Source organism: Pseudomonas sp. KH_046_2, assembly GCF_057838985.1.
This window is the reverse complement of the sequence record NZ_CM174480.1, coordinates 5,431,538-5,444,197: the sequence shown is the minus strand read 5'-3', so window position 1 is coordinate 5,444,197 and position 12,660 is coordinate 5,431,538. Positions and strand designations below refer to the sequence as shown.

7 protein-coding genes are annotated in these 12,660 nt (G+C 59.4%); 2 read left to right on the top strand and 5 right to left on the bottom strand.

What is annotated here, in order from left to right; translation table 11 throughout:
- Nucleotides 1–193: 193 nt before the first annotated feature.
- From AC3IX1_RS24750 to AC3IX1_RS24740, 3 genes are all read right to left on the bottom strand, one after another.
- Nucleotides 194–775: a hypothetical protein gene (locus AC3IX1_RS24750; protein WP_489386153.1), complete on the bottom strand. Its 582-nt coding sequence runs from the start codon at nt 773–775 to the stop codon at nt 194–196.
- Nucleotides 776–1,011: 236 nt separating this feature from the next.
- On the bottom strand, nt 1,012–2,265 hold the full coding sequence (glyA, locus tag AC3IX1_RS24745; RefSeq protein WP_223461054.1) for a serine hydroxymethyltransferase: 1,254 nt from the start codon (nt 2,263–2,265) through the stop codon (nt 1,012–1,014).
- 254 nt (nt 2,266–2,519) lie between these two features.
- Complete coding sequence (locus tag AC3IX1_RS24740) at nt 2,520–6,368, bottom strand: sensor domain-containing protein (protein WP_489386152.1); 3,849 nt, start codon at nt 6,366–6,368, stop codon at nt 2,520–2,522.
- A 276-nt stretch (nt 6,369–6,644) separates the two neighbouring features.
- Between AC3IX1_RS24740 and ettA the strand changes: the two genes are divergently transcribed.
- Nucleotides 6,645–8,309: an energy-dependent translational throttle protein EttA gene (gene ettA / locus AC3IX1_RS24735; protein WP_489386151.1), complete on the top strand. Its 1,665-nt coding sequence runs from the start codon at nt 6,645–6,647 to the stop codon at nt 8,307–8,309.
- A gap of 346 nt (nt 8,310–8,655) precedes the next feature.
- Nucleotides 8,656–10,002: an NADP-specific glutamate dehydrogenase gene (gene gdhA / locus AC3IX1_RS24730; RefSeq protein WP_489386150.1), complete on the top strand. Its 1,347-nt coding sequence runs from the start codon at nt 8,656–8,658 to the stop codon at nt 10,000–10,002.
- Here gdhA and AC3IX1_RS24725 read toward each other — a convergent pair.
- The gene (locus AC3IX1_RS24725; protein ID WP_150754982.1) at nt 9,999–10,493 is read right to left on the bottom strand and encodes a GreA/GreB family elongation factor; all 495 of its coding nucleotides are present in this window, start codon (nt 10,491–10,493) and stop codon (nt 9,999–10,001) included. The two genes, gdhA and AC3IX1_RS24725, sit on opposite strands and share 4 nt — an antisense overlap.
- A 227-nt stretch (nt 10,494–10,720) precedes the next feature.
- Complete coding sequence (locus AC3IX1_RS24720) at nt 10,721–12,574, bottom strand: Lnb N-terminal periplasmic domain-containing protein (RefSeq protein WP_489386149.1); 1,854 nt, start codon at nt 12,572–12,574, stop codon at nt 10,721–10,723.
- Nucleotides 12,575–12,660 lie beyond the last annotated feature (86 nt).

Genomic DNA, 12,660 nt, shown 5'->3' with positions numbered 1-12,660 from the left:
GATTTTGGTTGATCGCAAGCGAAATTTGCAAAATTGGCATGACCGGTCTTACCAGTTGGGCGCAGTGCCCCGGCATTGAGCGGTTACTGGAAAGGGTCGGCCATTGGATGCCGATTTTTGCAGAGGGCGTCTGAAGCTGCCCGAAAGGGCAGCCTGCGGGTGACATTATGAAAGCTGCTTTTAATGGTTTTCTTCAAACGTTAATGTGCGGTTCAAATGGAGCTTGAGGTACTTTTCTTTCGAGGATGCTCAGGATAAAAGTTATCTTCGAGCGCTCTTCTGTTTTGCCAAGATAAACATAGGGTGAACCTTTTAATATAAGACCTCCCATGTAATGGTTTTCTTTTATTTTGAGCGAAATCGGTGAGTGTACGTCCGGAAGGTTGGCCAGTGTGATGGGGACGCCTTGATGGTTGAGCAGTATGAAAGTTGTCGGGTCGTCAGTGTACGAGTCCATGGCTTCGAAAGTATCCAGCCCGTTCTCGGTAATGATCCGATTGTAATACTCACTCTTGTTTTTTATTGTAAGTATGTAGCCATCAGGGGTATGCAGGAAGTGCAGTTTCAAGCTGGTTACCTCACCGATCTGCTCGTTGGGCCGTATGCCGAGCAGGTGGGAGTGGTCCTGGGTCTGCGGTCTGCCGGTGTAGAAGCCACCGCTGAACAGACTGATGCTGGCCAGCGCCGGTTTGCCGTGGAGCACTTCAAGGACATTCACTCTATGGTCGAACATTCTCAGTGTTGCGATAAAGGTTTTTTCAGTATTGCCATTCATGATGTAACCCGTTCGTGATTTTATTGGTTGGATCGGGTTTTAGATTAAGCGGTTTTTGTAAGCGGCAGGATTTGTGAGTGTTGCAAGAGTTTTGGCTTATAAATGCTTGGCGGTCGTGGCAGATGAATGTGAGTTGTTAGTCGTTTTTTTAAGATGCCTGTCGCTGATTAAACTCCAGGCAATAAAAAACCGGTCATCTCTGATCGGTTTTTATTACTGCGGTTTAGCGGGGCTGATTAAGCGCCGTACACCGGCAGCTTTTTGCAGATCGCCTTGACCTTCTCACGAACGGCATCGATCACCGCTTCGTTGTTCAGGTCAGCCAGGATGTCGCAGATCCAGCCGGCCAGTTCCTTGCACTCTGCTTCCTTGAAGCCGCGAGTGGTCACAGCCGGAGTACCGAAGCGCAGGCCGGAGGTGACGAACGGGGAGCGTGGATCGTTTGGCACGGAGTTCTTGTTCACGGTGATGAACGCTTTGCCCAGAGCGGCATCGGCGTCTTTACCGGAGATTTCCTGCTTGATCAGCGACAGCAGGAACAGGTGGTTCTGAGTACCGCCGGAAACCACGTCGAAACCGCGCTCGATGAATACGCCGGCCATGGCCTGGGCGTTCTTCACCACTTGCTGCTGGTAAACCTTGAACTCAGGCTGCAGCGCTTCCTTGAAGCAGATCGCTTTAGCAGCGATTACGTGCTCCAGTGGGCCGCCCTGGGCGCCCGGGAATACCGCGGAGTTCAGCTTCTTCTCGATGTCGGCGTTGGCGCGAGCCAGGATCAGGCCGCCACGTGGACCGCGCAGGGTCTTGTGGGTGGTGGTGGTCACGACGTCAGCGAATGGAACCGGGTTCGGGTAGACGCCAGCGGCGACCAGACCGGCCACGTGGGCCATGTCGACGAACAGGTAAGCACCTACCTTGTCGGCGATTGCGCGGAAGCGCGGGAAGTCGAGGATCTGCGAGTAGGCAGAGAAACCGGCCACGATCATTTTCGGCTTGTGCTCAACGGCCAGGCGCTCGACTTCGTCGTAGTCGATCAGGCCGTTGGCGTCGATGCCGTACTGGATGGCGTTGTACAGCTTGCCCGAAGACGAAACGCTGGCACCGTGGGTCAGGTGACCACCGTGGGCCAGGCTCATGCCCAGGATGGTGTCGCCGGCCGACAGCAGGGCCAGGTAAACGGCGCTGTTGGCTTGCGAACCGGCGTGCGGCTGAACGTTGGCGTAGTCGGCGCCGAACAGCTCTTTGGCGCGGTCGATAGCCAGCTGCTCGACGATGTCTACGTACTCGCAACCACCGTAGTAGCGCTTGCCCGGGTAGCCTTCGGCGTACTTGTTGGTCAATACCGAGCCTTGAGCTTCCATCACCGCAGGGCTGGTGTAGTTTTCCGAAGCGATCAGCTCAATGTGCTCTTCCTGGCGCTGAGCTTCTTGCTCCATGGCGGCAAAGAGATCGGCGTCGTACTTGGCAATAGTCAAATCACGGCTGAACATGGCGGTCCTCAAGGATCGGGGGCGGAAAAGGGGGGCATTCTAACCCAACGGGTTTTAGAAGGCATATGAAACGGCATCATGTCGCAGACAAGTGGGCTTCATGAGCGGATATGCGGTGATTGTGGCGAGGGGGCTTGCCCCCGTTCGGCTGCGGAGCAGTCGCAAAACCTGCTTGCACAGTTTGACTGGAAGAATGCTGGGGGCCGCTTCGCGACCCAACGGGGGCAAGCCCCCTCGCCACAAGGGCCGCTTAATCAGTCGAACATGAAGAGCGCATCATTGCTGAATTGCCCTTCAAACCGGCCCGCCGGCATCGGGCGGCCAAACAGGTAACCCTGCACCTCGTCGCAACCGTGCTCCCTCAGGAAATCAAGCTGCTCGTGGGTTTCCACACCTTCGGCGATCACCGCCAGGTTGAGGCTGTGGGCCATGGCGATGATTGCCCGGGCGATCTGCGCATCCTGCTCACCCGACGGCAGGCCATCGACAAAGGTGCGGTCGATCTTCAACACGTCGATCGGGAACTGCTTGAGGTAGTTGAGCGACGAGTAACCGGTCCCGAAATCGTCGACCGCAATGCTCAGCCCAAGGTTTTTCAGCCCGGCGAGGATCTGCATTGCCTCGCTGACTTCGCGCATCAGGATACTTTCGGTCAGTTCCAGTTCCAGGCACGCCGGCGGCAGGCCGGTTTCCTTGAGGATGGTGGCGATTCGCGTGCCGAGTTGGCCGTCGGAGAACTGTCGCGCCGAGATGTTCACCGACACCTTCGGCACCCGCACCTTGGCCTGATGCCAGGCCTTGAGCTGGCGGCAGGCTTCGCTGATCACCCAGTCGCCGACATCCACCACTAGCCCGAGCTCTTCGAGCACCGGAATGAAGTCCCCCGGTGGCACCAGCCCGCGACGTGGATGGCGCCAGCGCAGCAGCGCCTCGGCACCGGTCAGGCGCTTGCCGTCGCCACTGAACTGCGGCTGGTAATACAAGACGAACTCGTTCTGTTCCAGGGCATGGCGCAAGTCGCTTTCCAGCTCCAGACGTTCCAGCGCACTGGCGTTCATGTCTGCCTGATAGAACTGGAAGTTGTTCTTGCCACGCTCCTTGGCGTGGTACATCGCGGTGTCGGCATTCTTCATCAACTGGCTGAGTTCGTTGCCGTCCTGCGGGCTCAGGGCGATGCCGATACTGGCCGTGACGAAGAACTCACGGCCTTCGAGCACGAAGGGTTTCACCAGACTGGCGAGAATCTGTTCGGCCACATGGATCGCCCGGTTCAGGGCGATTTCACGGTTGGCTCGCGGTTGCAGGAGCAAGGTGAATTCGTCACCGCCCATGCGCGCCACGGTGTCGTCATCGGCAACGCAACCGAGCAGGCGCGTGGCCATTTCCTTGAGCATGCGGTCGCCGGCGGCGTGGCCCAGGGAGTCGTTGATCGGCTTGAAACGGTCGAGGTCGAGGAACATCAACACTACCCACGACTTCTGCCGTTCGGCCGATTGCAGTGCCGTGTGCAGGCGATCCTGGAACAGCGAACGGTTGGGCAAGTGGGTCAGGGCGTCGTAGTAGGCGAGGCGGTGAATCCGCTGCTCGCTGGCCTTGCGCTCACTGATATCGCTGAAGAAACACACATAGCTGGCCAGGTCGCCTTCATCGTCGAGCACGGCGGTGATCCCGACCCAGGCCGGGTAATGCTCGCCGTTGCGACGCTTGAGCCAGACTTCGCCTTCCCAGGTGCTGTGCTGGCCCAATTGCTTGAGCACGTAACGCAGGTGGGCTTCCTGCTGATCGTCGACGGTCAGCATGTTCGGCAGCTGGTCGAGGACCTGCTCCACGGCGTAACCGCTGACACGACTGAAGGCTTCGTTGGCCTGGACGATGTAGCCGGCCGGGTCGGTGATCAGGATCGCCGAGGTCGAGTGTTCGAATACCGTGGCGGCCATGCGCAGGTCTTTTTCGGCCCGGCGTTGCTGGCTGATGTCGCGGCCGACGCCGAGCACGCCTTCGAACGTGCCGTGTTCGTCCCAGACCAATACCAGGCGCAGTTCGATCGGGATCTTGCGCCCGTCGGCCCGCAGGCAATCGAACAGGAACAGTTGGGTTTGCACCTGGCTGCGCAACAGCGCCAGTTGGTCCGGTTGATCCAGCGCTTTGCTGACCCGGTCCATCAGGTGGTAGATGCCGGTCAGTTGTTGCGGGTTGGCGATGGTCGATTGCCAGCCGTTCTGGAAAATCCACTCGGCGTCGTAACCCAGCACCGCTTGTACCGAAGGGCTGACGTAATTGAGGTTAAGGCGGCTGTCGGTGGAGAAGATCACGTCGCTGATGCTTTCGGCGAGCATCCGGTAGCGCTGCTCGCTGTCGCGCAGGGATTCGCTGGCTTCGATCTGGTCGGTGATGTCCTTGGCCACGCCGATGATCCGCGTGACCTGGTCTTCCTTGTCCCGCGCCAGTGCCTGCTCGCGAATCTCGAAGCGTCGCCACTGGCCGTCCCGATGGCGAAAGCGCAACTGGCACTGCATCAGCTGGCGATAACCGGCCTGGCGCTGGATCTGGCGGGAGCGATGGTAATAGTCGGCGTCTTCGGGATGCAGGAGGATTTCCCAGAAGTATTCGCCCATCTGGTGCAGTTCGGTGCGGTTGTAACCCAGGGTCTGGCCCAGATGGTGGTTGCTGTAGATCATGCGCTGGCTGATCACATCCTGCACATACAGGTGATCGGGCACGGTGCGCACCACATCCGACCAGAACCCTTCGCGCTCCTGCAGCGATAGCTCGATGAGCTTGCGGCTGGTGATGTCGGTGATGCTCAGGATCACCGCTTTATAGTCGTCCGGGGTTTGCGGCAGGCGCAGCACCAGCCACAGGTGCTGGTCGCGGCCGCTGGCGTCCTGCAGCTTGATTTCCAGCTCAAGCTGTTGCTGCTGGTTGAGTATCGCGTCGAGCACCTGGTTGCCGATGGCGGTGCCGTCCTGTGGTTTACCGTCGATCAGCAGTTTCCAGGCTTTGTCGGCGCTATCGACATTAAGCAGTTGCAGCGCAACCTGGTTGACCTCGGTGATCCGTAGTTCCTTGAGCAATGGTCGGCGTTGTTCCGGGATCGCCAGCCACGCTTGCAGTTGCTCGCTGCCCTGCAGTTGTGCCTTGTCGAAAAAGACCTTGAGACCGGACATGTCGAGGACGCACAAGGCCACGCCGGTGCCTTCGAAAATGTCCTGGTAACGCCGGCGGCCTTCATTCAACTGGCGCTGACGCCGGCGCATGTTGAGCAAGGCGAGGAACGGCAGCATGGAAAACGCCAGGCCCAGCAGACATTTACCGATGAATGCCGGCAGCAGCTCTTCCAGCACGCGCTGACGGTCGAACAAGCCGCGCAGTTGCCAATCGCTGCTGCTCAGCGCAACGGTCAGCACGCTGTTGGCGACATCGTCCGCGGTCAGCGTGCCCGGATTGACCGAGGGCAGCGCTTCGTCGCGGCTGATGATCTGATGATTGATGCGGTTCTCCACCAGCCACAACGGGCGGCCGCCGGCCTCGCGTTGCTTGGTCAGGGACGAAAAGAAGGTGGGTGTCAGGCGTAAGACCCAATAGCCTCGGGAACTGCCGCTGGCCTGATGCAGCAATAAATGCACCACGGAACCGTCAGTGGCGTTGCTGAAATAGTGCACCTGGGCGTGGCTGCGGCGTACCAGCTCACCCAGGTAGCCGCTGTCATCGCTGTCCGCAGCGCTGTCACTGATGACTCTTCCCGAGGGGCTGAGCAACGCCAGGCTGCGCAGATCCGGCAGCGACTGTTGCAGCTTGCGCAACAGGGCCTGCAATTCATCGGCGCCTTGCGGTTGTTCGACGATCGGCAACAGGTTGAGGGCGATCTGCGCGTTGAGCGCCATGTTCAGACTGACCTGTGCAGCCAGATCGGCGGTGTAGTCGATGGTGTACTGACGCTGGTTCTTCTGGGTTTCCCGCAACTGGTCGAGCAACTGCCAGAACAGCAGGGCCAGCAGCAATAATGCGAGTGTCGCCAAGGTGCCCTTCAAGGTTCCGCGCAAGGGGGAGCCGGGCGCTGTGGCTGGCGCGCTGGAAGTCAGAGGCGGAGGGACTTTGGACAAGCTGTCATCCTGCGGTTTGGCTGGACTGGCGCGACGTGCACTATAAGCCGGACGCCCGAAGGGCGGCTAGCATGCCTTGTGTTGTGGCGAAGTGCCAGCCCCAGCCCGTCGGCTGGACTGCCATCTGTCATTAAGGTAGCTTTGCCGGTTACGCGGGAGCGTTCCAGCTCCTAGACTCAGACTTTTTCAGCGTCGCCTCACACGGACGGCGCGCACGGTCTGGCCGGGCAATGCCTGCGCTCCAATCATTCATCAGTCACTGACCCTAGGTTCTCCATGGCTCAATACGTATTCACCATGCATCGGCTGGGCAAAGTTGTTCCGCCGAAGCGGGAAATCCTGAAAAACATTTCTCTGTCCTTCTTCCCTGGCGCCAAGATCGGCGTACTCGGCCTCAACGGTTCGGGTAAATCCACGCTGCTGAAAATCATGGCCGGCGTCGACACCGAGTTCGAGGGCGAAGCCCGTCCGATGCCGGAGCTGAACATTGGCTACCTGCCGCAGGAACCGCAACTGGATCCGACCAAGACCGTGCGTGAGGTGGTCGAGGAAGCGGTCAGCGTGATCAAGAACGCCCAGGCGCGCCTGGACGAGGTCTACGCGGCTTACGCCGATGAGGATGCCGACTTCGACAAACTGGCGGCAGAACAGGCCAAGCTCGAAGCGATCCTGCAAGCCAGCGACGGCCACAACCTGGACCGCCAGTTGGAAGTCGCTGCCGATGCGCTGCGTCTGCCGGCCTGGGACGCCAAGGTCGAAGTTCTGTCTGGTGGTGAAAAGCGCCGTGTGGCCCTGTGCCGTCTGCTGCTGTCCGCACCGGACATGCTGCTGCTCGACGAACCGACCAACCACCTGGACGCCGACTCCGTTGCGTGGCTTGAGCACTTCCTGCACGACTTCCCGGGCACCGTGGTCGCGATCACGCACGACCGTTACTTCCTGGACAACGTTGCCGGCTGGATCCTGGAACTCGACCGCGGCGCGGGTATTCCTTACGAGGGCAACTATTCGGGTTGGCTGGAAGCCAAGTCCGATCGTCTGGCTGCCGAATCCAAGCAGCAGTCGGCCCACGAAAAAGCCATGAAGGAAGAACTGGAGTGGGTGCGCAAAGGCGCCAAGGCCCGCCAGTCGAAATCCAAGGCTCGCCTGCAACGCTTCGAAGAAATGCAGTCGCAGGAATTCCAGAAGCGCAGCGAGACCAACGAGATCTACATCCCGGCCGGTCCGCGATTGGGCGACAAGGTCATCGAATTCAAGAACGTCACCAAGGGCTACGGCGACCGCGTGCTGATCGACAACCTGTCGTTCTCCATGCCTAAAGGCGCCATCGTCGGCGTGATCGGCGGTAACGGTGCCGGTAAGTCGACCCTGTTCCGCATGCTGATGGGCAAGGAAACGCCGGATTCGGGCAGCATCGAAGTCGGTGAAACCGTACAGCTTGCTTGCGTGGATCAGAGCCGCGAAGACCTGGACGGCAGCAAGACTGTGTTCCAGCAAATCTCCGATGGTTCCGACCAGATCCGCATCGGTAACTACGAGATCCCGTCGCGTACCTACGTCGGTCGCTTCAACTTCAAGGGCGGCGATCAGCAGAAGTTCGTCAAGGACTTGTCCGGTGGTGAGCGTGGTCGCTTGCACCTGGCCCTGACCCTGAAGGAGGGCGGCAACGTCCTGCTGCTCGACGAACCGTCCAACGACCTCGACGTTGAAACCCTGCGTTCCCTGGAAGAAGCCCTGCTGGACTTCCCGGGTGCCGCCATTGTGATCTCCCACGATCGGTGGTTCCTTGACCGCGTCGCGACCCACATCCTGGCGTACGAAGACGACTCGCAAGCGGTGTTCTTCGAGGGCAACTACACCGAATACGAAGCCGACCGTAGAAAGCGCCTCGGCGAGGCGGCTGCCCAGCCGCATCGTGTACGGTACAAGAAACTGGCCTGATTTCGGGTTGGTTGCATAAAGAGCGGAGCCTTCGGGCTCCGTTTTTTTTTTGCGTCTTTTTAGGGATACCGCGGCGAGGCTATCGCGAGCAGGCTCACTCCTACATTTGAAATGCGTTCCCCTGTAGGAGTGAGCCTGCTCGCGATAGCGGTGTTCCTGATGGTGCAGAATTTGAATTGTGAATCACTATTCAGGTGCAAAACTGGTCAAAAAAACAGATTAATTTATATCCTGTGCACCATTTAATTTCACAAACGCGACATTTTGCTCTGTTCTTGTGCGCGATGCGTTTGTTACAGTCCGGCCCAATCTCCTCCAACAACAATAAATTTGCCGAGACTTTTCCATGATCGAATCCGTCGAATCCGTCGAATCCTTTCTTGCGCGCCTGAAAAAACGCGACCCGGACCAACCCGAATTCCACCAGGCTGTCGAAGAAGTCCTGCGTACCCTGTGGCCGTTTCTTGAAGCCAATCCGCATTACCTGACCTCCGGCATCCTGGAGCGCATCTGCGAGCCGGAGCGGGCGGTGGTGTTTCGCGTTTCGTGGGTCGACGATCTGGGCAAGGTTCAGGTCAATCGCGGGTTCCGCATCCAGATGAACAGCGCGATCGGCCCGTACAAGGGTGGCCTGCGTTTCCACCCGTCGGTGAACATGGGCGTCCTGAAATTCCTCGCCTTCGAACAGACCTTCAAAAACTCCCTGACTTCATTACCCATGGGCGGCGGTAAGGGCGGTTCGGACTTCGACCCCAAAGGCAAAAGCGACGCGGAAGTCATGCGCTTCTGCCAGGCCTTCATGAGCGAGTTGTACCGTCACATTGGTGCCGACGTTGACGTTCCGGCCGGGGACATCGGCGTCGGTGCGCGGGAAATCGGTTTCCTGTTCGGCCAGTACAAGCGCCTGAGCAACCAGTTCACCAGCGTGCTGACCGGCAAAGGCCCAAGCTACGGCGGCAGCCTGATTCGCCCGGAAGCCACCGGTTTCGGTTGCGTGTACTTCGCCGAGGAAATGCTCAAGCGTCGCGGCCTGGCCGTGGAAGGTAAACGCGTAGCGATCTCCGGCTCCGGCAACGTCGCGCAATACGCGGCGCGCAAGGTCATGGACCTGGGCGGCAAAGTGATTTCGCTGTCCGACTCCGAAGGCACGTTGTATTGCGAAAGCGGCTTGACCGAGGAGCAATGGCTGGCGGTGCTGGAGCTGAAAAACGTACAGCGCGGGCGTATCCGTGAACTGGCCGGCCGTTTTGGCCTGGAATTCCGCGCCGGTCAGTTGCCATGGAGCCTGAGCTGCGACATCGCGCTGCCGTGCGCGACGCAAAACGAACTGGATGCCGAAGCTGCTCGCACCTTGCTGCGCAACGGCTGCATTTGCGTGGCCGAAGGCGCGAACATGCCGACCACCCTTGAGGCGGTGGACCTGTTCATCGAAGCCGACATTCTGTTCGCACCGGGCAAGGCGTCCAACGCGGGTGGTGTGGCGGTGAGTGGGCTGGAAATGTCGCAGAACGCCATGCGCCTGGCATGGACCGGTGGCGAAGTGGACAGCAAGCTGCACGCGATCATGCAGTCGATTCACCACGCTTGCGTGCATTACGGCGATGAGAATGGCCGGGTCAATTACGTCAAGGGCGCGAACATCGCCGGCTTCGTCAAAGTCGCCGATGCCATGCTCGCCCAAGGCGTTGTCTAAGCCGGTTCGATACGGATCACCTCAATCAGTTGATCCCCGGCGGGGCGCTGCCACAGCACTTCGTCGTTGAGTCGTGCACCGAGCAGTGCGCGACCCAGCGGCGAACTCCAGTTGATCAGGCCGTGGGCGGCATCGGCCTGATCTTCGCCCACCAGTTGTACCCGGCGTTCGGTGGCATGTTCGTCGGCGTAAGTCACCCAACTGCCGATTTGCACTTTCTCGGTCGAGGTCGCAGCGAGTACGACCTGAGCGCTGCCCAGGCGCTGCTTGAAGTAACGCAAATCACGTTCGAGATCGGCCAGGCGCTGTTTGTCCGCCTGCTCGCCTTTTGCCGATTGTTCGGCATGCAGGGTTTGCAGTTCGGCGACTTTTCCCTGCAACAGGTCCAGGCCTTGCGGCGTGACGTAATTGGGCTGCGCACTGACCTGCCGTTCTACAGGCTGATCGGCTTGCGAGGCGGCGTTATCTTCATTGACGAAGGCACGGCTCATGGAATTCTCCCGGTATAGGGTTTGGGCCATGGTCGCAGGCATTTGGTTTCACCGGATGTCTGAAAGCGACTTATGGCGAGTGATAGGCCCGGGCGGCGTCCTGATCTTTCTGCTGCTGCCAGGCTTTGTCCCGTTCTTCCAGATGGCTGTTGCGCCCATCCCCGCGATCCTGGATACGCCGCCCATAGATAAAGTCTAGAAGTGGATTCGTCGGGTGGTGTGTCAGGTCAGTAGTGATACCACTTCAGCTCAAGCATCACTTCGTTCTCGGCCGTCGCCAAATGGCTGAACTCACGTTGGGCGCTCAAGCGCAGTCCGAGATTGCGGGATATTTCCCACTGCTGATTCAGGCTAAGGCTACGGCGCACTTCACCATTGGTGAAAAAATCGCCCTTGGCCTCCAGGCTCAAATTGCCCAGCGGGTTTTTCCACAGCACACCACTGTTGAACCCGGCGGCCGGGGCAATGAACGCGGCGAAGTCGTTGTTGTGCTCGATACGCACGGTGCCCAAGGCAAAACCGAGCAGGTCATCACCCAGTTGCCAGGTACCGCCGCCGCCACCGTTGACGTGGCTGACCAGGGTTTGGTCATCATTCTTGCCCGGCACCCGTTCCAGCCCGCCGGTGACTTGCCATGACAGTGGTTGCAGCAACTCGTTACGCGGGGTCAGGGAGCGAATGGTCGCCAGGTCCAGTCGCTGCAATTGCCAGTCATTGCCTTCGTATTGGCGCAGTTTCAATTGCAGGATTTCGATCTGCGCGCCAAGGGGAAAGCTTTCATTGTTGTCATTGAGGTCGTGATAAGCCATGCGCAAGCCATATTCGCCAAAGGCTTTATCGCCACGGGTGCCGAGGCCGAGCTGCCAGGTGCGCGACTCGTGACCGTCTTCAGGCAGGCCGGGTTGCGGGATATCCAGCTCCGGCGCCGGGTTCTGGTTGATTGCCCGCAGCAGTTCGAAGCTGCGCTGGGCGCGCGCCGGGTCGCGTTCCTGGCCATTGGCGCGGTAGCGTTCCAGGCGATAGGCCGCATCGATGATCAGCGCCTGGCGGTCGCGGGGCTGAGCCTTGAATGCCGGGTCCTGCAATTGTTTCTGGTCGGCGCTGACTTTCAGTACCCATTGCTGCTCTTCAGGGTTCAACGGCTCGGCGCGGCTGAGCAACTCGCGCTCCCGGGACGGACGATACTGGATGGACTCTACCAGTCCGGCATTTTTCACGGCTTTGACGGTGTCGGTCGGGATGGCGGTGAGCGGGAATTGCTCGGTCAGGCGCAGGCTCGGTCGGGCCACTTGCAGCAGTTCCAGCAAGCGGTACGAGCAGTTTTCGTCGAAGAAGAAATAGTCGAACTTGATCTGCTTCAGCTCCCAGACGTGCTCGACCATGCGCGCGGTTTCCTGCTGGGTCAGGTTCAGGCGGTATTCCCACAGGTCGCGGTTTTCCAGGCTGCGGTATTCCGAGAGCTTTTCCTGATAGGGCACCAGCGCGAACAGGCCCGGATAACCACCCATCAGGCCTTTCCAGGCATAGATGATGCTGTTGTCGGAACCCTCGATATAGGCGCCGAAGTTGATGGCGTAGCTGAGCAGCGAGGTCTTGTCGCTCTTTACGCCAGCCTGGTCGATGCGCAGCAGGGTGTGGCCGAACATCGAGGACGGGCTGTTCAGGTAAGCCGCCGGGAAGATCATCACCGCGCTGTCGGGCGAGACGTCCTTGAACCATTGCTTGAATTCGACGCAGTCCGGCATCGGCAGGCCGGTCAGGCCGAGCTGTTCTTTCAGCCAGCGGGTGCGCGCCGGGTAGACGCATTGTGCGTGTTGTTCACCAGCACTGGCCGGGGCGTACAAGGCTTGTACAGTCGCCGTCAGTTCATGGTCCGGATGTTCATTGCCATCGGCGGCGAGGAAGAATTTCGGGTCGCTGACATAGCTGCGCCAGCCACCAAGCTTGGCGGTTTCGTAATGGCCCAGGGATATCCAGAAAGGGTCGTTGGCCAGTTGCTGCAAACGTTGTGGGTCGATGTTAGGCGTGGCGGACAGCGGGGCGCAGACACACAGCGCCAGCCAGGCAAGGCGTTTGAGCATAGAAGGCAACTTAAATACTTGAGAAAAAGACCCAAAGAGGGGCAGGTCCAAAAAACAAAACCCGCTTCCCGAAAGAAGCGGGGGCG